The 26,420-nt window shown below is 72.5% G+C and carries 17 protein-coding genes; 12 read left to right on the forward strand and 5 right to left on the reverse strand.

Annotated elements, in window-relative coordinates; translation table 11 throughout:
* Positions 1 to 305: 305 nt before the first annotated feature.
* On the reverse strand, positions 306 to 1,514 hold the full coding sequence (locus ACZ44S_RS34160; protein ID WP_466936294.1) for a nucleotide sugar dehydrogenase: 1,209 nt from the start codon (positions 1,512 to 1,514) through the stop codon (positions 306 to 308).
* A gap of 274 nt (positions 1,515 to 1,788) precedes the next feature.
* Here ACZ44S_RS34160 and ACZ44S_RS34165 point away from each other — a divergent pair, with 274 nt between their 5' ends.
* Positions 1,789 to 3,495 carry a glycerol-3-phosphate dehydrogenase/oxidase gene (locus ACZ44S_RS34165; RefSeq protein WP_466936297.1) on the forward strand — a complete coding sequence of 569 codons (1,707 nt, stop codon included), beginning with the start codon at positions 1,789 to 1,791 and terminating at the stop codon, positions 3,493 to 3,495.
* A gap of 70 nt (positions 3,496 to 3,565) precedes the next feature.
* On the opposite strand, the gene ACZ44S_RS34170 is transcribed toward ACZ44S_RS34165, so the two are convergent.
* Positions 3,566 to 4,609, reverse strand: a complete 1,044-nt coding sequence (locus tag ACZ44S_RS34170; protein ID WP_466936300.1) for a serine hydrolase domain-containing protein — start codon at positions 4,607 to 4,609, stop codon at positions 3,566 to 3,568.
* Between the two features lie 171 nt (positions 4,610 to 4,780).
* Here ACZ44S_RS34170 and ACZ44S_RS34175 point away from each other — a divergent pair, with 171 nt between their 5' ends.
* The 7 genes from ACZ44S_RS34175 to ACZ44S_RS34205 all read left to right on the forward strand — a co-directional run bounded on the left by ACZ44S_RS34175 (position 4,781) and on the right by ACZ44S_RS34205 (position 18,116).
* The gene (locus ACZ44S_RS34175) at positions 4,781 to 6,841 is read left to right on the forward strand and encodes a serine/threonine-protein kinase (RefSeq protein WP_466936303.1); all 2,061 of its coding nucleotides are present in this window, start codon (positions 4,781 to 4,783) and stop codon (positions 6,839 to 6,841) included.
* Between the two features lie 153 nt (positions 6,842 to 6,994).
* On the forward strand, positions 6,995 to 9,499 hold the full coding sequence (locus ACZ44S_RS34180) for a protein kinase (RefSeq protein WP_466936306.1): 2,505 nt from the start codon (positions 6,995 to 6,997) through the stop codon (positions 9,497 to 9,499).
* Between the two features lie 197 nt (positions 9,500 to 9,696).
* Positions 9,697 to 11,322 carry a serine/threonine-protein kinase gene (locus ACZ44S_RS34185; protein ID WP_466936309.1) on the forward strand — a complete coding sequence of 542 codons (1,626 nt, stop codon included), beginning with the start codon at positions 9,697 to 9,699 and terminating at the stop codon, positions 11,320 to 11,322.
* Between the two features lie 82 nt (positions 11,323 to 11,404).
* Positions 11,405 to 12,700: a serine/threonine-protein kinase gene (locus tag ACZ44S_RS34190; RefSeq protein ID WP_466936312.1), complete on the forward strand. Its 1,296-nt coding sequence runs from the start codon at positions 11,405 to 11,407 to the stop codon at positions 12,698 to 12,700.
* A gap of 91 nt (positions 12,701 to 12,791) precedes the next feature.
* Entirely contained in the window at positions 12,792 to 14,441 is a 1,650-nt protein-coding gene (locus ACZ44S_RS34195; RefSeq protein ID WP_466936315.1) for a serine/threonine-protein kinase, read from the forward strand.
* 199 nt (positions 14,442 to 14,640) lie between these two features.
* On the forward strand, positions 14,641 to 16,254 hold the full coding sequence (locus ACZ44S_RS34200; RefSeq protein WP_466936318.1) for a succinic semialdehyde dehydrogenase: 1,614 nt from the start codon (positions 14,641 to 14,643) through the stop codon (positions 16,252 to 16,254).
* 74 nt (positions 16,255 to 16,328) lie between these two features.
* Entirely contained in the window at positions 16,329 to 18,116 is a 1,788-nt protein-coding gene (locus tag ACZ44S_RS34205; protein ID WP_466936321.1) for a GMC oxidoreductase, read from the forward strand.
* 117 nt (positions 18,117 to 18,233) lie between these two features.
* On the opposite strand, the gene ACZ44S_RS34210 is transcribed toward ACZ44S_RS34205, so the two are convergent.
* Complete coding sequence (locus ACZ44S_RS34210) at positions 18,234 to 19,235, reverse strand: LAETG motif-containing sortase-dependent surface protein (RefSeq protein ID WP_466936324.1); 1,002 nt, start codon at positions 19,233 to 19,235, stop codon at positions 18,234 to 18,236.
* A 236-nt stretch (positions 19,236 to 19,471) separates the two neighbouring features.
* Here ACZ44S_RS34210 and ACZ44S_RS34215 point away from each other — a divergent pair, with 236 nt between their 5' ends.
* Entirely contained in the window at positions 19,472 to 20,746 is a 1,275-nt protein-coding gene (locus ACZ44S_RS34215) for a hypothetical protein (RefSeq protein ID WP_466936327.1), read from the forward strand.
* Between the two features lie 268 nt (positions 20,747 to 21,014).
* Here ACZ44S_RS34215 and ACZ44S_RS34220 read toward each other — a convergent pair whose 3' ends face one another.
* Positions 21,015 to 21,341, reverse strand: coding sequence for a chorismate mutase (locus tag ACZ44S_RS34220; RefSeq protein ID WP_466936330.1), 327 nt, complete (start codon positions 21,339 to 21,341; stop codon positions 21,015 to 21,017).
* A gap of 352 nt (positions 21,342 to 21,693) precedes the next feature.
* On the opposite strand from ACZ44S_RS34220, the gene guaA reads away from it, so the two are divergent.
* Positions 21,694 to 23,274 carry a glutamine-hydrolyzing GMP synthase gene (guaA, locus tag ACZ44S_RS34225; protein WP_466936333.1) on the forward strand — a complete coding sequence of 527 codons (1,581 nt, stop codon included), beginning with the start codon at positions 21,694 to 21,696 and terminating at the stop codon, positions 23,272 to 23,274.
* 18 nt (positions 23,275 to 23,292) lie between these two features.
* Here the strand turns inward: guaA and ACZ44S_RS34230 are convergent, their stop codons facing one another.
* Positions 23,293 to 23,784 carry a pyridoxamine 5'-phosphate oxidase family protein gene (locus ACZ44S_RS34230; protein ID WP_466936336.1) on the reverse strand — a complete coding sequence of 164 codons (492 nt, stop codon included), beginning with the start codon at positions 23,782 to 23,784 and terminating at the stop codon, positions 23,293 to 23,295.
* A gap of 169 nt (positions 23,785 to 23,953) precedes the next feature.
* On the opposite strand from ACZ44S_RS34230, the gene ACZ44S_RS34235 reads away from it, so the two are divergent.
* Positions 23,954 to 24,748 (forward strand): class II aldolase/adducin family protein, encoded by a 795-nt coding sequence (locus ACZ44S_RS34235; protein WP_466936339.1) that lies wholly within the window; start codon positions 23,954 to 23,956, stop codon positions 24,746 to 24,748.
* Positions 24,749 to 24,936: 188 nt separating this feature from the next.
* On the forward strand, positions 24,937 to 26,217 hold the full coding sequence (locus tag ACZ44S_RS34240) for a hypothetical protein (protein WP_466936342.1): 1,281 nt from the start codon (positions 24,937 to 24,939) through the stop codon (positions 26,215 to 26,217).
* Positions 26,218 to 26,420 lie beyond the last annotated feature (203 nt).

Raw genomic sequence — 26,420 nt, forward strand, 5'->3', positions numbered from 1 at the left:
GGACGGTGAAGTGCCGGAGGAGGTGGATCTTGCGGATTTTCGGATGGTGAGCGGCCGCCCCCAGAAGAAGTAGGGGCGGACACCCGTGAACCATCCCGGAGCCTGTCGCAGTAGCCGCTGCGGCGGGCTCCACTCTTGGGCTGTGAGCGGCCGCCCCCAAGAGGACTAGGGCGCGGACACCCGTGCATCATCCCGGAGCCTGCCGCAGTGCCCTCTGGGGCGGGCTCGACCTGTCCTCCACCGTACCCGCGCGGCGTCCCGCCCACCACCAACCCCCGTGGCACACCGCCCTTCGCGCGCCCCTCTCACAACCGATGCGCCGCCCCCGTGGGCGTCGCCCCCCGCGTGTCCAGCAGCAGCTGGGCCTTCACCGACAGTCCCTGAAGGTCGTACGTACGGTGCTGCTGGAGCAGGATCGTCAGGTCGGCCTCCGCGGCGGCCTCGTAGAGGGAATCTGCGCGGGGGACGGGCCGGTCGAGGACGTTCCAGGACGACACATGGGGGTCGTGGTAGCTGACCGAGGCGCCCAGCTCCATCAGCCGGACGGCGATCTCCTGGGCCGGGCTGCCCTGCTGGTCGGCGAGGTCGGCCTTGTAGGTGACCCCGAGGAGGAGCACGCGTGCGCCGCGCGCGGACTTGCCGTGCTCGTTGAGGAGGGCGGCGGCGCGCTGCACGACGTAGCGCGGCATACGGCCGTTGACCTCCTGGGCGAGTTCCGCCATGCGCAGGGTGCGCCCCGCGTGGGCGGTCAGGTCCTGGGGGACGGCGTGGCCGCCGACGCCGGGACCGGGGCGGAAGGCGTGGAAGCCGAACGGCTTGGTCTCCGCGCAGCGCAGCACGTCCCACAGGTCGATGCCCAGGTCGTGGCAGAGGGCGGCCATCTCGTTGACGAGGGCGATGTTGACGTGCCGGAAGTTGGTTTCCAGGAGCTGGACGGTCTCCGCTTCGCGGGTGCCCCGCGCGCGCACCACCTTGTCGGTGATGCGGCCGTAGAAGGCCGCGGCCGACTCCGTGCAGGCGGGGGTGAGGCCCCCGATGACCTTGGGGGTGTTGGCGGGGGTGAAGTCACGGTTGCCGGGGTCGACGCGGCTGGGGGAGTGGGCGAGGTGGAAATCGCGCCCCGCGCGAAGGCCCGATCCCGACTCGAGCAGGCGCAGGAGCGGCCCCTCCGTCGTCCCGGGTGGCACGGGGGACTCGAGGATCACCGTGGTGTGCGGGCGCAGCCGCGCGGCGAGTGTGCGGGCGGCGGTCTCGATCTGGTCGAGATCCAGGCCGCCGTCCGCCCCGCGCGGGGTCGGGGCGCAGATGACGGCGGTGCGCACCCGGCCCAGCTCGGTGGGGTTGGCCGTGACCCGGAAGCCCTGCGCCAGCATCCGGCGCTGTTCGGCGGCGCTGAGGGAACCCGCCTCGGGGCCGGTCCGGTAACCGATGGTGGGGATGCCGGCGGCGACGGCGGCCTGGGCCAGCGGCAGTCCGTACGGGCCGAGTCCGATGACGGCGAGATCTGCGGGCATGGCGTGGGCCGTCCTTCCCAATAGCCGGAGTGCGACAGGTGCGCAAGCTCTGTGGACTGGACAGGCGAGCGCAATGTCAGACTAGGAGTAAATATGACCGATATGCGGGATTGATCGGTTGGTTTTCGGTGAGTCGTTCCGCAGACGTTGTCCACAGGCTGGGGGCGCGTGGTGGCTGAAGTCGGGCAACCCGGTCAGAATTTGGGCATGAGGGTGGGAGACCGGGCTTCGCCGGACGGGTGCGGCCGACGCGACCGATGAGCGGGAGGCAGCGGTGAGGACAGCGACACTGGGGCCGGCGCAGCGCGCCGAATCACTCGCGTCCATGGCCGAGCACGAACTGGACGTGCTGGTGGTGGGCGGCGGAGTGGTGGGCGCGGGCACGGCGCTCGACGCCGCGACGCGCGGCCTGTCCACGGGCCTGGTCGAGGCGCGTGACTGGGCGTCGGGCACCTCCAGCAGATCCAGCAAACTGATCCACGGCGGTCTGCGCTATCTGGAGATGCTCGACTTCGCCCTCGTGCGGGAGGCGCTGAAGGAACGCGGCCTGCTGCTGGAGAAGCTGGCCCCGCACCTCGTGCGGCCGGTGCCCTTCCTGTACCCGTTGCAGCACAAGGGCTGGGAGCGGCTGTACGCGGGAGCGGGCGTCGCGCTCTACGACGCCATGGCCATGACCCACGGGCACGGCCGGGGCCTGCCCGTGCACCGCCACCTGACCCTCCGTCACGCTCTCCGGGCGGCCCCCTGCTTGAAGAAGGACTCCCTGGTCGGGGCGCTGCAGTACTACGACGCCCAGATGGACGACGCCCGCTTCGTGGCGACCCTCGTCCGCACGGCCGCGGCATACGGCGCGAAGACCGCCAACCGCGCCCGGGTGACCGGGTTCCTGCGCGAGGGCGAGCGGGTCGTCGGCGCCCGGGTGCAGGACGTCGAGGGCGGCGGCGAGTACGAGGTCCGCGCCAAGCAGGTGGTCAACGCCACCGGAGTGTGGACCGACGACACCCAGGCGATGGTCGGCGAGCGGGGACAGTTCCACGTCCGGGCCTCCAAGGGCATCCACCTGGTCGTCCCCAAGGACCGCATCCACTCCACGACCGGGCTCATCCTGCGCACCGAGAAGTCCGTGCTGTTCGTCATACCCTGGGGCCGGCACTGGATCGTCGGCACCACGGACACCGACTGGGACCTCGACAAGGCCCACCCGGCCGCCTCCAGCGCCGACATCGACTACCTGCTCGAGCATGTGAACTCGGTCCTCGCGGTGCCACTGACGAGGGACGACGTCGAGGGCGTGTACGCCGGTCTGCGGCCGCTGCTGGCCGGCGAGTCGGACGCCACCAGCAAGCTGTCCCGCGAGCACACCGTGGCCCACCCCGTCCCGGGGCTGGTCGTGGTGGCGGGCGGCAAGTACACCACGTACCGGGTGATGGCCAAGGACGCGGTGGACGCGGCGGTGCACGGACTCGACGTGCGCGTCGCCGACTGCGTCACCGAGGACACACCGCTGGTGGGCGCCGAGGGCTATCACGCGCTGTGGAACGGGCGCGCCCGGACGGCCGCGCGCACCGGACTGCACCCGGTGCGGGTGGAGCACCTGCTGCAGCGGTACGGCGCCCTGGCGGAGGAGGTCCTGGACCTCATCGCCTCCGACCCCTCCCTGGGCGAGCCGTTGGGGGCCGCCGACGACTACCTGCGCGCCGAGATCACCTACGCCGCATCGCACGAAGGGGCACGGCATCTCGACGACGTACTGACCCGGCGCACCCGCATCTCGATCGAGACGTTCGACCGGGGCACGCGCAGCGCACGGGAGGCCGCCGAGCTGATGGCACCGGTGCTGGGCTGGGACAAGGGCCAGATCGAGCGCGAGGTGCAGCACTACGAGAAGCGGGTGGAGGCCGAGCGGGAGTCCCAGCGGCAGCCCGACGACCTGACTGCGGACGCGGCACGGCTGGGCGCACCGGACATCGTGCCGCTGTAGCCGGCGAAGCCGCCCCGAATCACTCGAACGGGTGGCGGGTGCCGGGATCTTCGTTCGAAGCCCGCTCGTTCTACTCGGTGCCAGGGCAGAACTCGGCCGCGAGCACCGCGGACTCGAGACCGGGATCCGCCATCGCGTCCGTGTTCACCCGGAAGGTGAGGACACGGCGGCCGTCGACCGTGGCTGCGGTGCGCACGTAGCTGCCGGAGATCCGCCCGTTGTGCCCCCACACCGTGGTGCCGCACGGAAGCGTCAGGGGAAACAGACCCATGCCGTACGAGCCGTGTGCGGTGCGGGTGTCGAGCATCTCGCGCAGCCGGTGCGGGGGCAGCAGTTCACCGCCGAGCAGGGCCGAGTAGAAGCGGACCAGATCGGCGAGCGTGGTCACCAGTTCGCCCGCGGCCCCGGCCACCCGCGGGTCGAGCCGGGTGACGTCGGTTCCGTCGGCGGCGTAGGAGCGGCCGTGCGGCAGGGGCAGGGAGGTTCGGGAACCCGGGAAGGAGGTGCCTGTCAGACCCAGTGGGGTGATGACGCGACGCTCGGTCTCGTCGGCGTACGAGCGGCCGGTGACCTGTTCGACGACCATGCCGAGCAGAACGTAGTTGGTGTTCGAGTAGGAGAAGCGGCCGCGGTCGGCCGGAGGGTGGGTGAGGGCGATGCGTACGGCTTGAAGAGGCGTCACCGGAAGGGCGCCCCGCGTGTCCGCGGCGAAGTCGGGGAGTCCGCTGGTGTGGGTGAGCAGGGACCGCAGGGTCAGCGCGCGGCCGTCGTTGCCGGCTCCCCGCACCAGGCCGGGCAGGTGCTCCTCGACGGTGTCGGACAGCGACAGGCGGTCCTCCTGGGCCAGTTGCAGCACGACCGTGGCGATGAACGTCTTCGTGATGCTGCCGGCGCGGAAGTGATCGGCGCGCTCGATGCCCGGGCCGGCATGGGCATAGCGCGGGCCGGATCCCTCCAGGGCCAGCAGGGCCGCGGCGGGGGCGCCACCCCGCGTGACCAGCAGCGGAAGGAGCGCGTCCGCGGACGGGGCGGCAGGGGACGAGGAGGCGGCCGGGGTCAGGGCGAGCAGGGCCAGGGACACAGGAACGGCCAGTAGTGTCCGAAGCGGCGGCATCCCGGTTCCTTCCTTGTCGGGGGCCCATCATGCAGGGCGGCGGAAGGCGTCCTTCACCCGGGTTCCGCAGGCGTCGGCCCCGAGGTGCGGCCAGAGGCACCCTGGGCGTCGAGCACTTGTCGGGTGAGGGACAATGAAGGCTCTGTCAGGGCGGGTTGCATGAGGGGACGCATGTCGGAGGCGGAGCGGGCGGGGACATCCCGTCAGGACAAGAGCGCACGTCTCCTCGCCGGGCGGTACCGGCTGGGAGACGTGCTCGGCCGCGGCGGCATGGGGACGGTCTGGCGTGCCCAGGACGAGACCCTGGGAAGAACCGTCGCCGTCAAGGAACTCCGCTTCCCGTCGAGCATCGACGAGGAGGAGAAGCGGCGGCTCATCACGCGGACCCTGCGTGAGGCCAAGGCCATCGCGCGGATCCGCAACAACAGCGCCGTGACCGTCTTCGACGTGGTGCAGGAGGACGACCGGCCCTGGATCGTGATGGAACTCGTCGAGGGCAAGTCCCTCGCCGAGGTCATCCGGGAGGACGGTCTGCTGGAGCCGCGGCGTGCCGCCGAGGTGGGCCTCGCGGTGCTCGACGTGCTGCGTTCCGCGCACCGGGAGGGCATCCTGCACCGCGACGTGAAGCCGTCGAACGTGCTGATCGCCGACGACGGCCGGGTCGTGCTCACCGACTTCGGCATCGCCCAGGTCGAGGGCGACCCGTCCATCACATCGACCGGCATGCTGGTCGGCGCCCCCTCGTACATCTCCCCGGAGCGGGCGCGCGGGCACAAGCCGGGGCCGGCGGCCGACCTCTGGTCGCTGGGCGGCCTGCTGTACGCGGCGGTGGAGGGCGCCCCGCCGTACGACAAGGGGTCCGCGATCGCGACGCTCACGGCGGTGATGACCGAGCCGCTCGAGGAGCCGAAGAACGCCGGACCGCTCAGGGACGTCATCCACGGGCTGCTCACCAAGGACCCCGCCCAGCGGCTCGACGACAGCGGCGCCCGGGCCATGCTGAACACGGTGATCCACGCGCCCGAGCGACGGGAGGACGACCCGGAGCCGGCGGACGCGACGAAGGTCGTGCCCCTGCCCGAGCAGCCAGGCGAGCGCGACACCCGGAGCAAGCGGGGCGAGGAGGCCGGGGAGAAGCTGCGGGGCGCGCTGCGTTCCGTGCGCAAGGCCGCGGTGGCGGCGGGATCGGCGGGCGCCGCAGCGGCGGCACGCGCCAAATCCGCAGGCGGCACGGCCCCTTCGGCGTCGAGCGCTGCCGCCGGGACCTCGGCCACGGCGGCGGGCACCTCCGGGGCACCGGCCGGCGCCACGGCCGCCGCCTCCCCCTCCGCGCCCGCCTCAGCACCCGCCACCGACCCGGCTCCGGTATCGGGGGCGGCCGCGTCGGGGACCGGGCGGCAGGAGCCGTCGTCCGGCGGACGCAGTTCCGGGTGGCCGGTGATGACACCGCCGGATCTGCCGCCCAGGCCCGTGCCGCGGGCGTCGCTCACCGATGTGGTGCCGCGGCGGACGCTGGTCGTCATCGCGGTGGTCGTGGCCCTCGCCGTGCTCGGCACCGTACTGGCCGTCGTGCTCAGCGGCGGTGACGACGAGGGCGCCACCGGCGCCAAGCCGGGCGGGGGCGACCGCACCGCCGCCAGTGGGGCGCCCAGCGCCGACACCAAGGGCGACGAGAACGGCGGCACCCGCACCGACGGCGAGGCGTCCGGACCGGCGGAGAAGGAAACGGCACCGGGCGCCGGAGGGGACGGCGCGGGCGCCGGCGGGGCGGCGGAGCCGTCCGGGGACGGCGGTGGCACGTCGGCCGTGAAGACGTACCGGGGGAGCCAGGGGTACGCGATCGGACTGCCCGAAGGGTGGAAGTTCCAGTCGTCGGGGGCGGCTGGTGACCGGTTCACCGGGCCCGACGGACAGAAGCTGCTGATCGGCTGGACGACCGCGCCGAAGGACGACCCGGTGGCCGACTGGAAGAACCAGGAGCGCGCCATGGTGCGTGCTCAGTACAAGCGGATCAGTATCGAGTCGGTGGAGTACCGGGGCTGGAACACGGCCGACTGGGAGTTCACCTATGTGCAGGGCGGGACCAAGTACCGCTCCGTCGACCGGGGAACCGTCGTCGGCGACCGTCTCGGGTACGGGCTCATGTACACGGCCAAGGCCGCCAAGTGGGGCAGCGAGCAGCGCAAGGACACCTGGCGGACGCTGACGCAGACGTTCCGGCCGAAGTCCTGAGCATGAGCGGTTCCCGGAATGGGGAGTCAGATGTGGCATCCCCTCTCTGCGGGTTGCCTCCGGCACGTATCGTGAATGCTTGCGGACCGTACGCAGCCGGAACGGCCCGCAGGGCGAACGGAACTGACCGACCGTAGTGCCGGGGGAGGCAATGTGGACGACTATGCGGGACGGGTTCTCGCCGACCGCTACCGCCTGCCGCTGCCGCCCTCCGACGAGTACGAACTGACTGAGACCCGCGCCTTCGACACCTACAGCGGGCAGGAGGTCCTGGTCAGGCAGGTTCCCCTGCCGGAGGTCGTCGAGGCCGAAGTGCTCGACGCCGAGGGCCTGCCCGACGGCTTCACCGCACGGGACGGGACCGCACGACGCGGCGGAACGGGGCCGGGAGCGGCGCGGAGCGGGACGCGGCGGCCCACCGATCCGGTGGTCCGGCGTGCCGTCGAGGCCGCGCAGGCCGCTGCCGCCCTTCCCGACCACCCGCGCCTGGACCAGGTCTTCGACGTCTTCGCCGAGGGCGGTTCGCTGTGGATCGTCAGTGAGCTCGTCGCCGCGCGTCCGCTGGCCGCACTGCTCGCCGAGGAACCGCTGTCCCCCTACCGGGCGGCGGAGGTCGCCTCCGACGTCCTGACGGCTCTGCGGGTGCTGCACTCCCACGGCTGGGTGCACCGCAACATCACCGCGCGCACGGTCCTCGTCTGCGACGACGGCCGGGTCATGCTCACCGGTCTCGCCGTCGGGGCGGCCGAGGAGGCACTGTGCGGCTACGACCCGGTGCCGGAAAGGGAAGAGGACGCCGACCCGGGCCAGGGCACGGAAGCGCCGGGAACGCCCGGCCCCGGGCGTGGCCCCTCCTGGCCGCCGGGGTTCACCGCCGACTCGGGTCCCGGCCACGGTCCGGACGCCGCGCGCAGGGCCGCCATCGAGGCACGGGCCGGCCGGCTGCCCGGCGGCGGGGCGGACGCCCCGGGCGGTCTCACACCCGCCGCGGCCCCGAGGGCCCTCGACAGCGCGGGGGATGTGCGGGCCGCCCGTGCGGGCGCCATCGCCGCCTACCGGGCCGGCGCCCGCGCCGCCGCCCGGGTGCAGGAGGCCCAGCAGAGCAACCGCGCCGCCCTGCCCGGCGCCCGGCCCGCCCCCGAGGGCGAGGGACCGGCGCCCGCCGCGGCCCCGCCCGGACAGATAGCCGACCCCTACGGTGTCGGCGCCACCGGATGGAACGGCGCCGCCCCTCGCACCGGCACCGGCGGCACCCCGGCCATCGCCGCCGGCAGCGGACGCACCGCCCCCGGGGAAGCCACGGGGCCCACCGGACCCGGCGCCCTCGAAGCCGCCGCTGTCCCCGGGGCGCCCGCCCCGCGCGCACGCTGGGACGACCTCGTGGCGCACGCCCCCGCGCGCCGGGGCCCGACCACCGCGCTGGCTGCCGAGCGGGCGCGGCAGGCGCGGATGGCCGTCGTCGGACCGGTCACCGAGCGATGGGCACCGGAGCAGGCCGGCCCCGTCCACGACAACTGGCAGCTGGCCGCGCCGATCGGGCCCGCCACCGATCTGTGGGCGCTGGGCTCACTGCTGTTCAGGGCCGTACAAGGGCACGCGCCCTACCCGGAGGAGTCGACGGCCGAGCTGGTGCAGATGGTGTGCGCCGAGCCGCCCGCCTTCGCCGAGGAGTGCGGACCGCTCCGCCCGGTCGTGGAGTCACTGCTGCGTCAGGACCCCACCGAGCGGCCCGACTTCGAGGAACTGCGCGGCTGGCTGCGTTCGCTGGTGCGGTCGGCGCCCGAGCCCGAGGCCGGCGTGCATGTGATAGCGGCACCCCCCGCCGTCGACACCAGCAGGCTGCCCGTCATACGGCGCCGGGGCGAGCTGGTGCGCAGGCGACGGGCCGGGCTGCCCGCACACCACGGGCGGCACAAGCGCGCCAAACCGGAGACCGGGTCTCCGCGCCGGCTCGGCCGCACCCTGCTCCTGCTGGTGCTCCTCGCCATGGCGGCGGCCATCGCCTACGCGATGCTGTTCATGCCGAAGGCCGGTGAGCAGGACACGGGCGCGGGATCCGCCGACCGCACCGGCGCCGCGGACAGGGCCGGCGCCGCACCGAGCGAGCCGGGGACGGACGACGAGGCGCCGAAGCCGGCGGACAGCCCCCCGGCGCGTCCCGAGGAGTCCGCGGCCTCCAACGAGACCCAGACCACCGGCCCCGAGGTCCCCGACGGCTTCACCCTGCGCAAGGACCCGGAGGGATTCAGCGTCGCCGTCGCCGAGAACTGGCAGCGCACCGCGAAGAACGGCAGCGGCCAGGTCGTCTACTCCCGTGGTGACTTCGAGCTCATCGTCGTACCCGGCCGGGACAGCGCCGACCGGTACGGCAGCGACCCGATGGCCTACCAGCGCGACGACGAACGTGAGCTCCAGCCCTACCGCGACTCCAGCTGGGCCACCTCCACCGGCCTCAAGACCATCGAGGTGGGCGGACGGACCATGGCCGAGGGTCAGTTCACCTGGACCGGCAGCGCGGGTGAGCTGTACGTGCGCAATCTCGCGGCGCTGATCGACGGGCGCTACCACGTGGTCCAGGTGCGCGGACCGGAGGCCCAACGGGACGAGGTGACACGGCTGTACGAGCAGGCGGCGGCCACCTACCGGTACTCGGGCTGAACCGCGGTCGGGCACGCCGGCCGGCACACGCGCGGCCCGAGACATCCGTACGTCGGCGCAGGCGTTTTGGTTGCTTTCCGGGCGCGGACAGCGACATCCATCACAGTGCGGTCTCCATGGCACGCCGTCGGTTCCCAGGAAGGGCGGGGGTACCTACTCTGACCCTGTCAAGACCATTGCGGGGCAACGTGAATCAGATGCAGGGCTCGCTCGTCGCGGGCCGCTACCGGCTCGGGGACTCCATCGGGAGCGGTGGCATGGGCCGGGTGTGGCGCGCACACGATGAGGTGCTGCACCGTGCGGTCGCCATAAAGGAACTGACGGCGGCACTCTACGTCTCCGACAGCGAACAGGCCAGGCTGCTGGCGCGCACGCGTGCGGAGGCGCGGGCGGCCGCGCGGATCAACCACTCCGCCGTGGTCACGGTGCACGACGTACTGGAGCACGACGGCCGTCCGTGGATCGTGATGGAGCTGGTCGAGGGGCACTCCCTCGCCGACGCGGTGAAGGAGCAGGAGCGCGTCGAGCCCCGCGAGGCCGCCCGCATCGGTCTGTGGGTGCTGCGCGCGCTGCGCGCCGCGCACACCGCCGGCGTACTGCACCGTGATGTCAAGCCCGGCAACGTTCTCCTCGCCCGCGACGGCCGGGTGCTGCTCACCGACTTCGGCATAGCCCAGATCGACGGCGACACCGCCATCACCCGCACCGGCGAAGTCGTCGGCTCGGTCGACTACTTGGCGCCCGAGCGGGTCCGCGGCCACGACCCCGGCCCGTCCTCCGACCTGTGGGCGCTCGGCGCGACGCTCTACACGGCGGTGGAGGGCCGGTCGCCGTTCCGCCGCACCTCGCCGCTGACGACCATGCAGGCCGTCGTCGAGGAGGAGGCCGACGTACTGCGGCACGCCGGCCCGCTCGCGCCCGTCATCAGCGCACTTCTGCGCAAGGATCCGGCCACCCGGCCCGACGCCGCGCAGGCCGAGCAGATGCTCGCCGAGGCCGCCGAGGGGCGCAGACCGCAGGCGGCGCAGGAATACGTGCCCACCCAGGTCGTGGACGCCCCCGCGCCGTCGCCGTACCGGACCGGGCCGCAGACGGCACCCACGGCGGCGCAGACGCCGTACCCGCAGGCCGGCGGCGCCACGACCGCTCAGCCGCCGTACGGGCCGCCCGTCGGCGCGCCGCGCCGGAAGATGCGTATGCGGGGCGTCGCCCTGGTCGTCGCCCTGGCCGCCGTCATCGGCGGCGGTACGGCGGTGGTGCTCCAGCAGTGGGACCGCGACCGCGGCGGCGCCACGTCCGGGACCGGCCCGACGCCGAGCCCCACCAAGACGGGCGAGACGGAGAAGACGGGCGGTCTCCCCGAGGGCTGGGTGCGCCGTGACGACCCCCTCGGTTTCACCGTCGTGCTGCCCGGCGAGGACTGGGAGCGCGTGGTGTTCGACGAGGCGACCGGGCAGGTCGACTACACGCCCGACGGCGGCAAGCACTTCCTGCGCATCGCCGTCGACGACTCCCCGGACTTCGACGACCCGTACCAGCACCTGAGCGATCTGGACCAGCAGATCGGCGGACGTCTGGTCGACTACCAGCGGCTGGGGCTGCAACGCCTCACCTACCGCGACCGCGAGAGCGCACGGCTGGAGTACAGCTGGACCGCGCTGGCCAAGGACACGGAGTTTCCGGGACCGCGCCGGGCGGTCGACCAGATGTACCTCTCGCGCGACGGCGTCGAGTACGCGCTCTACATGTCCTCGCCGGCTGCCGACTGGGACACGACCCGCGAGCAGTTCCGGACGATCCTTCAGGGGTGGCGCGAGCCCTGACGCCCGTGGCGTGGGCGAATGCGCGCCGCTTGGCCGAATCGCCGTACCGGAGCGGACACATCCGGTGGGGCATGATGGGCCCATGGTGACCGAGGGGGAGCCGGAGAACGGGACCGACCGGCACAGAGTCCGTGTCGTCGCGGGCCGGTACCGTCTGGACGCGAGGATCGGACGCGGCGGTATGGGCGTGGTCTGGCGGGCCACCGACCAACTGCTCGGACGAGGCGTGGCCGTGAAGGAACTGCCCGTCGACGAGACGCTGTCCGCGGCCGAGGCCCGCCGCCGGCGGGAGCGCACCCTGCGCGAGGCGCGGGCCCTCGCCCAGCTGAGCCACCCGAACATCATCGTCGTCCACGATGTCGTCGAGGACGACGAACGCCCGTACATCGTCCTGGAGTTGATCGAGGGGCCGTCCCTCGCCGACCGCATCGCCGAGCAGGGCCCGGTCGACGCGGCGGAGGCCGCGCGGATCGGTGTGGACCTGCTCGGCGCGCTGCGCGCCGCCCACACCTCGGGTGTGCTGCACCGCGACCTCAAGCCCGCCAACGTCCTGCTCGAGGACGGCACCGACCGGGTGCTCCTCACCGACTTCGGCATCGCCCAGATGCCCGGCTCCACCACGCTCACCGAGACCGGCTCCTTCGTGGGCTCCCCCGAGTACACCGCGCCCGAGCGGATGTCCGGCGCGCGGACGGGCCCGGAGTCCGACCTGTGGTCGCTGGGTGCGCTGCTGTGTGCGGCGCTCAGCGGCGAGTCGCCGTTCCGGCGCGACTCCCTGAGCGGGGTGCTGCACGCGGTCGTGGTCGACGAGATCCGGCCGCCCGCCGAGGCCGGGCCGATCCTCCCCGTGGTCCGCGGTCTGCTGGAACGCGACCCGGACCGCCGGCTGGACGCGGACCGGGCCGAACGCATGCTGCGCGCGTTCCTCGTGACGGGCCGCACACCGGAGACGGCGCCCCTGGAGCCGCTGACGCCGCACCGGGACCCGCCCCGCCGGCGGTTCCCGGCACGGCGCACGGAGACGGTGGGAACGACGGCCGTTCTCCCCGGGGAGCGGCCCGTCCGGCGGCAGCCCACGAAGGGCGTGCTGGTGGCCGCGCTGGCGGTCGCCGCGATGGCGGGAGCGGGCCTGTCCGCGGCGGCGTTGCTACTGCAGGACCGCGACGGCGACGGAGGCGGTACGCCGACGAGCACGGCGCCGGAGACCCCCGCCGGCCGGTCGCCCGCGCCCGGGCCCCGGCCGCCCACGACCTCCGTCCCCACCACGAGCCCGCAGCGGACGCTGCCGTCGGAGTCCGGTTCCACGACGGCCACTCCGACCGCCGCCACGCCCTCGGTGTCGGGTTCCTCACCACGGACCGGCGTCAAAGGGCAATAAAAGGTAGATAAGTTCCGGCGACGGTCACGGGTCTGTGACCGGTGGCCGTCCGCGGTGGATACGCGGGGGTCTCGCGCGATATGGATGGACCATGAGCAGCAACGGGGGAGCCCGCAACGGGGCCGACGAGCCAACCAGTTTTGGTCTGCAACCGCCGAGCCCGCATCCTCGGACGGGGGTGCCGCACCCCGGGAACCCCTACGCGGCACCGACGCAGGTCGTCGCGCAGCAGCCCCCGGCGTCCGACCCGGGAACGGGGCGGCTGATCGCCGGACGTTACCGGCTGCTCGCCAAGCTCGGCCACGGCGGCATGGGCACGGTGTGGCGGGCCAAGGACGAGACGGTGGACCGCGAGGTCGCCGTCAAGGAGCCGCGCGTCCCGGACCACCTTCCCGAGCGTGAACGTTCCAACGCCTTCGAGCGCATGCGTCGCGAAGCCCGCGCCGCCGCCCGGCTCGACCACCCGGCGGTGGTCAACGTCCATGACGTCGCGGTCGTCGACGACCGGCCGTGGATCGTGATGGAGCTGGTCCAGGGCCGTTCGCTGGGCGCCGTGCTGCAGGACGAGGGCACCCTTTCCGCGCGCGAGGCGGCCCGGGTCGGCCTGGAGGTGCTGGGCGCGCTGGAGGCCGCCCACGCGGCGGGCGTGCTGCACCGGGACGTGAAGCCGGACAACGTGCTGCTCGGCCGGCACGAACGGGTCGTCCTCACCGACTTCGGCATCGCCCAGATCGAGGGCGAGACCAACCTGACCGACACCGGCGGCTTCGTCGGTTCGCCCGAGTACATCGCTCCGGAGCGGGTGCTGGGCCAGCGCCCCGGCCCCGCCTCCGACCTGTGGTCGCTCGGTGTGGTGCTGTACACGGCGACGGAGGGCGTCTCGCCGTTCCGTCGCAGCAACACCCCCGCCACGCTCCAGTCCGTCCTCAACGCCACCCCGGCACCGCCCGCCTCCGCCCAGGGGCCGCTGGCCGACATCATCACCGCCCTGTTGCAGAAGGACCCGGCGCGGCGGCCGAACGCCGCACAGGTGCGCGCCGTGCTGGAGGCCGCCGCGAACCCGCCGGCCCCGGCGCCCACGCAGGTGACCCCGATGGCGGCCCCCGGCGGGGACGGCAAGGGCATCCGGATCGGCCGCAGGACGCTGGCCGGGCTGGGCGCCGCGGTGGTCGCGGGAGCGGTGGCGGTGTACCTCGTGGTCGCGCAACCGTTCGCGGGCCCGCTGCCCGACGGCTGGAAGACGCACGATCTCGGAGACCGGGTGGGCGTGGCGCTGGCCGTGCCGGAGGACTTCGTGAAGGACAAGCCGGCCGACGACTCGGACAAGACGGTCGCCTCCTTCACCGACCCGAGCGGCATGGTGCGCGTCGAGACCGACCGCGACCTCAAGTCCGAGGACAAGAACGGCGAGCTCGAGGCCTCGGCGTCGGAGCGGGCCTTCGCGCACTGGAACGAGCTCAAGGACGGGGAGTACGGCTGGGGCATCGCCGACTCACCGGCGCCCGAGGGGCAGCCGCGCGAGACCACGTACAAGGAGCACGACGCGGCCACCAACACCATCGTCTACACGACGACCACCACGCCGGCCCTGGTGCGCGAGGCGCAGGTCATGTACTACCGGAACAAGGACGGCGACATGTACCGGCTCTGGGTCGTCTACCCGGGCAAGGGCTACTTCGCCGAGGAGGGCCGGGAGATCGCCCGCACGGTCTTCGAGAGCTGGGACGTCCACAAGCTCTGAACCGCCCACGCCGCGAACGGCGGCGTTCGGGGGCGCGGGGGCCGGCTCGAGATCGAAACGCAGTCGACCCGGGCCGCTCCGATCGTCAACGCCCTGATCAGGGCGTTTGTTGCCAGCGTTCACTGGCGTTGTGTGAGCCCTGCGGGAATCTGTTACCGACGGGTACACAAAGCGTTCGCCCGGGCATACCCTGCGCCTCATGACGGACGCGCAGACCCGGGACATCACCGGTACCAACCCCCTCGCCCCCTCCCCGGAGGGGGTCCGTACCGCCGCCGACGTGGTCACGCCGGAGCTGGTCGCCCAGCTCACCAAGGGTGTGGCCGGCTCCGGCCGGACCGCCAACCACACGCCGTTCACCGGCGAGAAGCTGGCCGACCTGCCCGAGTCGACCCCCGAGGACGTGGCCAAGGCCTTCGAGGCGGCCCGCGCCGCCCAGGTCGTCTGGGCACAGACCCCGGTGCGCCGGCGCGCCGCCGTCCTGCTCCGCTTCCACGACCTGGTGCTGGAGCGCCAGGCCGAGGTGCTCGACCTGATCCAGCTGGAGACCGGCAAGGCCCGGCTGCACGCCCACGAGGAAGTACAGGCCGTCGCCGTCGCGGCCCGCCACTACGGCCGCCGGGCCGCCGCCTACCTGCGGCCCAAGCGGCACGCGGGCGCGATGCCGACGCTGACGAAGGTCACCGAACTGCGCCACCCGCGCGGGGTCGTGGGCCAGATCGCCCCCTGGAACTACCCCCTCGAACTCTCCGTCGGCGACGCGCTCCCTGCGTTCGTCGCGGGCAACGCGGTCGTGATGAAGCCCGACACGGAGACCTGCCTCACCGCGCTGTGGGCCCGCGACCTGCTGATCGAGGCCGGACTGCCCGCCGACGTCTTCCAGGTCGTCCTCGGCGAGGGCCCGGTCGTCGGCCCCGAGGTCGTCCGGCACGCCGACTACGTCTCCTTCACCGGCTCCACCCGCACCGGCCGCGAGGTCGCCCAGGGCGCCGCCGCCCGGCTGGTCGGCGTCTCCCTCGAACTCGGCGGCAAGAACGCCATGCTGGTCCTGGACGACGCCGACCTGGACAAGGCCGCCGCGGGCGCCGTCCGCGCCTGCTTCTCCAGCGCGGGCCAGCTCTGCATCTCCATCGAGCGGCTGTACGTCCACGAGTCCGTCGCCGACGCCTTCCTGGAGCGCTTCGCCGCCCGTACCAAGGCGATACGCCTCGGCACGTCCCTCGCCTACGGCGCCGACATGGGTTCCCTGGTCGGACAGCGCCAGCTGGACGCCGTCACCCGGCACGTCGAGGACGCCGTCGCCAAGGGCGCCACGGTCCTCGCGGGCGGCACGGCCCGCCCCGACATCGGACCCTACTTTTATGAGCCGACCATCCTCGACGGGGTCGAGGCCCCCATGAGCGTCTGCTCCGAGGAGACCTTCGGCCCGGTCGTCTCCGTCTACCGCTTCTCCTCCGACGACGAGGCGGTCGAACGCGCCAACTCCACGCCGTACGGGCTGAACTCCTCCGTCTGGACGGCCAACGCCCGGCGCGGCCGCGAGATCGCCGCCCGGCTGCGCACCGGCACCGTGAACATCAACGAGGGGTACGCGCCCGCGTACGGCAGCGTCCAGTCGCCGATGGGCGGCATGAAGGACTCCGGCCTCGGCCGCCGGCACGGCTCCGAGGGCATCCTCAAGTACACCGAGGCCCAGACCGTCGCCCACCAGCGCCTGCTGCCGATGGCGCCCTCGCTGGGCATGGACGACGAGAAGTACGCGGCCTTCATGAGCCGCAGCCTGCGCCTGATGAAGGCGTTCCGGTTCAGGTGACCGACGCAGGGGCGCGGGGAACCGCGCGAGACACCACGGACCACCCGCACGCGAAACTCGAAGAGGAGACACCCGTGCCTCAGGAGGACTACGACTACGACGTCATCGTCGTGGGGTCCGGATTCGGCGGCTCCGTCTCGGCGCTCAGGCTCACGGAGAAGGGCTACCGTGTCGGCGTCCTCGAAGCCGGCCGCCGCTTCACCCGCGACACCCTGCCGAAGAACTCCTGGGACCTGAAGAACTACCTCTGGGCGCCGAAGCTCGGCATGTACGGCATCCAGCGCATCCATCTGCTGGGCAACGTCATGGTCCTGGCCGGTGCGGGCGTCGGCGGCGGCTCCCTCAACTACGCCAACACCCTCTACGTACCGCCCAAGCCGTTCTTCGACGACCCGCAGTGGGGGCACATCACCGACTGGCAGGACGAGCTGAAGCCGTACTACGACCAGGCACGGCGCATGCTCGGCGTACGGCTCAACCCCACGATGACCCCGTCGGACGTGCATCTGAAGGCGGCGGCCGAGCGGATGGGCGTGGGCGACACCTTCCACATGGCGCCCGTCGGCGTCTTCTTCGGCGACGGCGAGGACGCCGACGGCACGGTGAAGGCGAAGCCGGGGCAGGAGGTGCCCGACCCCTACTTCGGCGGGGCGGGTCCCTCACGCCGGGCCTGTGCCGAGTGCGGCGAGTGCATGACGGGCTGCCGGCACGGGGCGAAGAACACCCTCAACGAGAACTACCTCCACCTCGCCGAGAAGGCGGGCGCGGTCGTGCACCCCATGACGACGGTGGTGTCGGTGACGGAGGACTCGCAGGGCGGGTACGCGATCGCCACGCTCCCGACCGACAGACGCCGCAAGGGCAAGGGCCGTACCTTCCGTGCCCGACGGGTGGTCCTGGCGGCGGGTACGTACGGCACCCAGACGCTGCTGCACCGGATGCGGGCCGGGGGGCAGTTGCCGCATCTCTCGGACAAGCTGGGCGAACTCACCCGCACCAACTCCGAGGCCCTCGTCGGAGCGCAGACCGACAACCGCCGCTACCGCAAGGCCACCGGCGCGACGAAGGTCGACTTCACCCGCGGTGTGGCCATCACGTCCTCCATCCACCCCGACGAGAACACCCACATCGAGCCGGTCCGCTACGGCAGGGGCTCCAACTCGATGGGCGGGCTGTCCATCCTCCAGGTGCCGTACGCGGGTGGCGGCTCGGGTGCGGCACGGGTACTGGGCTGGCTGGGCAACGCGGCGAAGCACCCCGTGATGACGGCGCGTTCGCTGTCCAACCGGCGCTGGTCGGAACGGACCATCATCGGGCTGGTGATGCAGTCGCTGGACAACTCCCTGACGACGTACCTCAAGCCGTCCGGGATCGGCCGCGGGCTGCTCACGGCCCGGCAGGGCCACGGCGCCCCCAACCCCAAGCAGATCAAGGCGGCGACGGACGGCGCCTCCGCGCTGGCGGCGGAGATCAACGGCTTCGCCGGCTCCAACGTGGGCGAGCTGACGGGCATGCCGCTGACCGCACACTTCCTGGGCGGCTGCCCGATCGGCGCCTCCCGTGAGACCGGGGTGATCGACCCGTACCACCGGCTCTACGGCCACCCCGGTATCTCGGTCGTGGACGGGGCGGCGGTCTCGGCCAACCTGGGCGTCAACCCCTCCCTGACCATCACGGCACAGGCCGAGCGGGCGATGTCGTACTGGCCGAACAAGGGCGACACCGATCCGCGCCCGCAGCAGGGTGAGCCGTACCGGCGCCTCCAGCCGGTCGAGCCGAAGTCCCCGGCGGTCCCGGCGGACGCGTTCGGTGCGCTGAAGCTGCCCTTCCTGGGGATACCGGCGGTGCCGCCGAAGAAGTAGCCGGCCCGGCGGAGCAGAGGAAGCGGCGAAGAAGAGGAAAAAGGACCTGTGCCCCCCTCCGAGCTCAGGTCCTTTTCCCTTGTCCTGGGTTGCCGCGCGGGGCGCGGTCAGGCGGTGTTACGCCTCCGCACCGGCCTTGCGCCGCCGCACCACGAACACCGCACCGGCACCGGCCATGACGGCGACGCCGCCGACCAGCCCGATCATCGGCAGGGCGGAGCTCGAACCGGTCTCGGCGAGGCTGCCGGTGACCTCCGGCGTGTTGGAGGCGGGCTTCTTGTCCGTCACGGGCGCCTTGCCGCCTTCCTGCGGCTTGGTGCCGTCGGTGTCCGTGCCGGGGGCCACGATCTGGAACTTGTACGACGCGTAGCCGAGGCCGAGGCACTCGCCGTCGATGTCGCCGTAGATGCTCGCGCCGAACGAGAACCCGGCACCGATCGGGGCGGCCTTCGTCACCATGATCCGCATGGGGATGTTGACCTCGTAGCCGGGCTCCAGCTCGTCGGTGAAACCGACGTAGCCCAGCGCCTCGCCGCCCTCGTCGAGGCGGTCCCACACCTTGGCGTCCGGGTCCCAGGCCTCCAGGAAGATCTCTTCCATCTCGAACAGCTCCGCGCCGTCCGCGTCGGCGGACGCGCCGGCCAGGAAATCGAGGTCCTGGAGCACGGAGTCGGAGTTGTTCTGCATGTTCAGCGAGAACTTGCGCCACTTGCCGTCGGCGGTGATCTTGCCGGGCAGACCGGAGATCGAGACGTCGACCTTGGTGTCCTCGCAGAAGGACGGCTCGGGGTCCGGGGTCTCCTCCGGCGCGGACGTGCTCGGCGCGGGGGCGCTCGTCGACGGCGAGGTGGTCGCGGACGGCGAGGTGGACGTGGCCGGTCCGCTCGTCGAGGAGGTCGGCTTGGTGTCGTCCGCCGGCGCCTCGGGCTCCGTCGAGTCGGCCGACTCGGTCGCGGACGGCGACGGGGACGTGGCCGTCGTGTCCTCACCGGCCGCGGACTCGGTCGCGGACACGGTCGGCGCGGGGTCGGTCGCGTACGCCGCCGGGGCGGCGAGCAGTGCGACCGGTGCTATCGCTGCCGTCGCGACCGCTGCGGCCATGGCACGGCGAAGCTTCATGAAGACCTCGGGAAGTCCGGTGTGCCGCGTGGCCGCGGCACGAACGAGTGAGGGAAAGCCTCCGCGCCGGGGGCGCGGGTGCCCTTGGTTCCAGTGGTTTGATCAATGAAGCCTGTGAATGGTTGTCCCGGATCTCACAGGATTCTTATGTGAGGTGGATCACTGGTGGGAGGAAGTGATCTCTGCCGTACGCTCGGCCGCCGACGACCGTCCCTTGAGAGAAAGTCCGCTATCCCGTGGCCGAGCAGCCGTCCGAAGAGAAGAGACCGGAGAACGGACCGGAGGACCCACTGGAGTCCTCGTCCCTGCCGGACGACGTCTGGGAGAAGTTCGTCCAGGACAGTGAGCGCGACATTCGCGCGTCCGCTCCCAAGGAGCCGTCCGCGCGGGCGCGCATGGTGACCGAGCGGCTGCGGGCCATGGACGAGGCACAGGCGGCCAGGCCGGGCGGCGGCGGCCGGAAACGCCGCTGGGGCAGGAAGCGGACGGCTCCGCAACCCGCCCAGCCCGAGGGCTGGCGTACGGGTCCGGCCTGGCAGGAGATGAACGGACGCGCCTCGCGTCGCCGCCGGGTGTGGAGCGCGGGGGGCGTGGTGCTGGCCGCCGCGCTGGCCGTGGTCGCCCTCAATCCGTCCGCCGCGCTGTCCTGGCTGCCCGGCGGCCTCGGTGACGGGTGGGGCACTCAGGACGAGGCGGGTTCGTCCACCGCCCCGCCGCTGGCCCCCGAGACCGCCCGCCCCAGCGCCGCGCCCTCCGACGCCCCCGCCGATGTGCCCACACGGGAGAACCCGTACGCCGGCTCCCCGGCCGCGCGGTGGGAATCGGGGGCGGACGCCATCCGGCTTCCGGAGGCGAAGGCCGTGGGCGGTGTGTCCGCCACCCGGGTCGAGGCGGCGCTGAAGAGGACGAAACAGTTCCTGGTCGCCGCCAACCTCGACCCCGCGGTGCTGAAGGGCGGCCGGCCGGCGAAGGCGCTGGCCCTGGTGGACCCGGCGGAGAAGGACCTCCTCGCGGAACTGCGCGCAGCGCTGAGCAGGCCCACGGTGAAGAACGACCCGACGTGGACCTTCACCCGATTCGACCCCGACGAGGTCGAACTCGTGGGGGAGGTGCGGGTCCGGGGCCGTATGACCGTCGAGGCCGGGCGTGGCAGCGCGGGGAAGGCCGTGATCAAGGCGGACTACACGTTCGTGTATCCGGTGGCGCGGGCCGGCGGCGGCGACGAGGTGACCCGGGCCATCGTGCGGCGCACGATCGAGGTGGCGGCCATGGATCCCGCCAGGTTCCGGTTCACGGAGGGACACCTCTGGATCGCCGACCAGAACGCCGAGATAGCCAACGACGACTGCCGGGAGGGCGACGGCGTCATCCGTCCCCAGTTCCTCACCGACCGGCAGGAGGGTCCGGAGCCGTCCGGCGAGGCGCGCGATCCGTACGACCGCAGCAAGGAACTGAAGCGGCCCCAGGCGGGCGCGGACCGCGAGGACTGCGGCGTGGTGAGGCGCGTCTGAGGCGACGGCCGGCTCCGGGCGTCCCCGGAGCCGGCCTTCTCTCGGGTGACCGGGCCGGCTGTCCCCTGCCGCCCGGTCACGCGTCCGGAACGAAGTCCCACGACGTACGACACCAGCCGTACGCCTCAACGCTCCGGTGAGCCACGCGTGGTTCTCTCGTGCCCGCCCCTGGCTGGCACGGACACCGGTACCAACGAAGCGGCCCGGACGCCGGTCACGCGCCGGACGGGTGAGAGGCGGTGCGTACGTCTGTACCGGGAACGCGGATTCAGATCCTGCCCCGGCACAGCTCCAGCAGCGTCATCGCGAGCGTGGTGCCGGGCTTGCCCAGGGCGTCCCGGTAGGTGGCGAGGATCTCCATCTCGCGGGAGAGGTTCACGCGCCGGCCGCCGGAGGCGATCCGTTCCTTCTGGATGACGGCCGACACGGCCATCCGTTCCTGCACGAGGCCGATGATCCGGTCGTCGAGCGCGTCGATCCGCTCGCGGGCACCGGTGATCAGCTCGGCCGCCTCGGTGGTACGGGCGCCGGTCCTCTCGCCGGGCTGCGTGCCGGCCGGCGCGGCGGTGGGCGGCGTGGTCGTGGTGGCGGTCATGTCGGGGCTCCTCGGTGAGTGGGCGGGTGAGGTGCCCCGGAGCGGCGAGGTCCGGAGAAAGAACGACAGACGCCCCGGACCTTGTCGGCCCGGGGCGCCTGGGAAGTCGCTTGTCAGTTGCTCAAGCAGCACGACCATGGCAGCCGGCGGGCCGGTTGCCATAGGTAAAGACGAAGGTCTGGTGCGTGAGCATGGGGCAAGTATGCCCGGTCCGCCGCGGCTGTCCAACGCGGGCCGGATGCTGAGACGGCCTCCCGGGCGGTCCTTGCGCCCCGGCCCGGGGCGTGCTCCTCCACCGCCTCGGTAGAATCGGGAGGCACAAGACCCCCGCCCCACCGCCGGAAGGCACCTCGTGTCATCAGCGTCTCCCGCTGCCAACGCGCCCGACACCGTTCTGGTCGTCGACTTCGGCGCGCAGTACGCCCAGCTCATCGCCCGTCGCGTCCGCGAGGCGCGGGTCTACAGCGAGATCGTGCCCAGCACCATGCCGGTCACCGAGATGCTCGCCAGGAACCCGGCGGCGATCATCCTCTCCGGCGGCCCCTCGTCCGTGTACGAGGAGGGCGCCCCCCGCCTCGACCGCGAGATCTTCGAGGCCGGCGTGCCCGTCTTCGGCATGTGCTACGGCTTCCAGCTCATGGCGCAGAGCCTGGGCGGCCAGGTCGACAACACCGGCGCCCGCGAGTACGGCCGGACCGACCTGCACGTCTCCAGGAACTCCTCCACCCTCTTCGAGGGCACCCCCAAGGAGCAGGCCGTGTGGATGTCCCACGGCGACGCCTGCTCCGCGGCCCCCGAAGGGTTCACGGTCACGGCGTCCACGGACGTGGTGCCGGTCGCCGCGTTCGAGAACGACGAGAAGAAGCTCTACGGCGTCCAGTACCACCCCGAGGTGATGCACTCCACGCACGGACAGCAGGTGCTGGAGCACTTCCTGTACCGGGGCGCGGGCCTGACCCCCGACTGGACCACGGGCAACGTGATCGAGGAGCAGGTCGCCGCCATCCGCGAGCAGGTCGGCGACAAGCGCGCCATCTGCGGTCTGTCCGGCGGTGTGGACTCCGCGGTCGCCGCCGCCCTCGTCCAGAAGGCCATCGGCTCCCAGCTGACCTGCGTGTACGTCGACCACGGCCTGATGCGCAAGGGCGAGACCGAGCAGGTCGAGAAGGACTTCGTCGCCGCGACCGGCGTGCAACTGAAGGTCGTCGACGCAGAGGAGCGGTTCCTCACCGCGCTGAAGGGTGTCTCCGACCCGGAGGAGAAGCGGAAGATCATCGGCCGCGAGTTCATCCGGGTCTTCGAGCAGGCCCAGGCCGAGATCATCGCGGACGAGGGCCCGGCGGTGGAGTTCCTGGTGCAGGGCACCCTGTACCCGGACGTCGTCGAGTCCGGCGGAGGCACCGGCACCGCCAACATCAAGTCCCACCACAACGTCGGCGGCCTCCCCGAGGACCTCGAGTTCCAGCTGATCGAGCCGCTGCGCAAGCTGTTCAAGGACGAGGTCCGGATGGTCGGCCAGGAACTCGGGCTGCCGGACGAGATCGTCCAGCGCCAGCCCTTCCCCGGACCCGGCCTCGGCATCCGCATCGTCGGCGAGGTCACCAAGGAGCGGCTCGACCTGCTCCGCGAGGCAGACGCCATCGCCCGCGAGGAGCTGACGGCGGCCGGTCTCGACCGGGACATCTGGCAGTGCCCGGTCGTGCTGCTGGCAGACGTGCGTTCGGTGGGCGTCCAGGGCGACGGCCGGACGTACGGTCACCCGATCGTGCTGCGCCCGGTCTCCAGCGAGGACGCCATGACCGCCGACTGGTCGCGGCTGCCGTACGACGTCCTCGCGAAGATCTCGACCCGCATCACCAACGAGGTGCGGGACGTCAACCGGGTCGTCCTCGACGTCACCTCCAAGCCGCCGGGGACCATCGAGTGGGAGTAGTCCCGGCTTCGGCGGGGCTCAGGTCCGTTTGAGGGTGCGCACCGGCTCTCCGGGCTTCCAGACCTGGACGACCAGATACTTCTCGTCCTCGACACAGGTCCGTACGACCTCCGTCAGCTCGGTGCGGAAGAGGTGGAACGGCTCCGGCGGTTCCACCTCTTCGGCGTACCGGGCCCGGGTCGCGGCGTCGTCATCGGCGACCTCGACCGCCCGGCCGCCGATACGGACGTCGCCGCCGCCCATGCCCGTCCCCTCACCCGGGTTCGCCTGGAGCGCGAAGCGCGGGTCGCGGCGCAGGTCGAGTGCCTTGAGCGAGTCCGGCATCATGCCGAACCACAGCTCCCCGTTCGTGAAGCGGACCTCCAGACCGGTGGTCCGCGGTGAGCCGTCCTTGCGCAGGGTCGCGAGGACGTGGTGGGTGTACGCGGCGAAGCGGTCCTCGACGGTCTTCGCCAGCTCGGGTTCGGCCGCGGTGAAGGCCGCCCAGTTCGTGCCCGTGTCCGTACTCATGGGGTGAGTGTGGCGCTGATATCGGACATCCTGTGTCGGGTATCCCCGTTCGTGTCAGGGTGTTCGGTTCGGGGCGTGGTGGGTGCCTGGTGTTACGGAACAGAGCTGTCGTCCGGGACGTCCCGCCGGTAACTTCCGCCCCGTACGCAAACCCCCCGCGGGAGGACTTATGCACGGGCCCACGCCGCCCATGCCGCTGCCCACCGACAAGCTGCGTTTCGCCATGCCCCCCATGCACGAATCGGTCGAGGACGAACGCCGGCACCGCAAGGAACGGCTCGCGGGCGCGCTGCGGATCTTCGGGCGGCTCGGCTTCGAGGACGGCGTGTCGGGACACATCACCGCACGCGACCCGGAGTTCAGCGACTGCTTCTGGGTCAACCCGTTCGGGATGCCCTTCCGGCACGTCACCGTGAGCGATCTGGTACTCGCCAACCGGGACGGGCAGGTCGTCGAGGGCGGCCACCACGTCAACCAGGCCGCGTTCACCGTGCACGCCCAGGTGCACGCGGCCCGGCCCGATGTCGTCGCCGTCGCCCACTGCCACTCCCTGCACGGGCGGGCCCTCGCCGCCCTCGGTGACCTGCTGGACCCCCTCACCCAGGAGAGCTGCGCGTTCTACGAGGACCACGCCCTCTACGACGCCTACAGCGGCGTCACCGTCGACGCCGAGGAGGGGCGGCGGATCGCCGGGGTGCTCGGCTCCCACAAGGCGTTGGTGCTGCGCAACCACGGGCTGCTCACCGTGGGGGACTCGGTGGACGCGGCGGCCTGGTGGTTCGTGACGATGGAGCGGTCCTGCCAGGTGCAGCTCACGGCGAGGGCCGCGGGCCGGCCCGTCCTCATCGACCACCGGCAGGCGGTCGCGACGCGGGAGCAGCTCGGTGGGGACCTCGTGGCGTGGATCAACTACCAGCCGATGTGGCAGGAGATCAGCCGGAGCGAGCCGGATCTGCTGGAGTGAGGAGCGAGCCGGATCTGCTGGAGTGAGGGCCGAAGGCCGGTGTCGGGTGCGGGTCAACCCGGTGGCGTGAAGTTCACTCGCACTGACCGGGGCTGCCGGACGGCGAGGGTGTGCGGTAGGGCACAATTCGCTTGCGTCACCGGGGACTTGTGTCGTGATCGTTGATGGTGGGGAAGGCGGCTTCGGGCGTGGCGGTGCAGGAGGCGAGGCAGGGCGGCGTGGACGCGGGCCCGCACGAGGGCGGCTGCACCTGCGGCGACTGTCCGCACGGGGCACGTGAGGGGCATCGGCGGGCCGTTGCCGCCTTCCTGCTGAAGCGGGACGAGTTCGCGGCCGGGCAGGGAGTGCCGGCCGCAGTGGCCCACTCCGCGTCCGCCTCCCGCCAGTGGGTGTCGGAGGAACTGACGCAGGCCGCGGAAGCCGTCGCCGAGCGGGGACGGGCCGAGGGCGCGGCCTGGCTGGAACGGCTGTGGCAGCGGACCGCCGTCGTGGTGTGGGCGGCCGTGGTGCTGCTGCTCCTGGGACAGGCGCTCACGGCGATCGGCGCGGACTGGACCGCGGCGCGCAGCGCCGGGCTGCTGGCCGCGGTGGTGGTGGCCGGCGCGCTCACCGCCGCTTCGTGGTTCCACCGGGCCCGTGGTGGCGCGCTGGCGCCGGTGATCGGTGAGGACAACCGGCTCTCCACGTCCCGTGCGGTGGCTGCGTGCTGGGTGCTGTTCCTGGCGTTCGCGGTGCTCGTGCTGGTGGGGCAGCTCGCGGCCGCCTCCGGCAAGCGGGAGCGGGACGCGCTGATCGACGGGCTCGAGCTTGCGCGTGGCGCGGGTGTGGTGACCGTGCTCGCCGTGGTCTGCGGGATCGCCGTGCTGGTGCGGCGGGTCGTCGGGCTGCGGGTGCAGGGGCAGCGGCTGCAGAAGGTGCGCGCGCACCGGCCCAGGGCGGCGGATCTGCTGACCGACGACGGGGGGCGGGGGAGCTTCGCCGACATCCAGTACGTCGTGATCAGCGGTGTGGCGCTGGCGTTCGCGGCGGTGCGGCTGGCCCGGCGGCCGGATCAGCTGCCGGATCTGCCGTGGGGGCTGGCGGTGGTGGTGTTGGTGTCGGCCGGGACGTACCTCGCGGGGAAGTACGCGGAGGGCGGGCGTCCGGTGATTCTGTCGGTGGTGCGGGCGCGGGAGGCGGGCGACCTGGACGCGCCGATCCGCACCGGGGACGACATCGAGATCCGGGGGGCCGGGTTCGTGCCGGTGGGTGCGCAGGGGGCCGACCGGTTGTCGCGGATGGTGGTACGGGTGGGAGCGGTGAACGTACATGTGCCGCTGGTGCCGGTCACGGGCGGGTTCGACAACCCGACGGACGCGCTGCTGACGGTGCCGGTGCCGGCGGAGGTGGAGCCGGGGCGGGTGGACGTCCAGGTCGTCACGGCGGCGGGCGTCGAGACGAACCGCTACACGATCGACGTGACGGAGTAGCACGGCTGCCTGCGGCGCAGCCGCGGGTGGGGTGGGGGTGTGCGTCCTACGCCTGCGGCGCAGCTGCGGGTGGGGTGGGGGTGCGCGTAGCGCCCACGGTGGGTGGGTGGTGCGGGGCCGGGGCGGGGGTGTCCGTCCTCGGACTGGCGCGATGGGGCTTGTTGGTGGGGGTGCGGGGTGCGGACGCGCCAGCCACTGCGGGC

The sequence above is a fragment of the Streptomyces malachitofuscus genome (genome assembly GCF_055571035.1).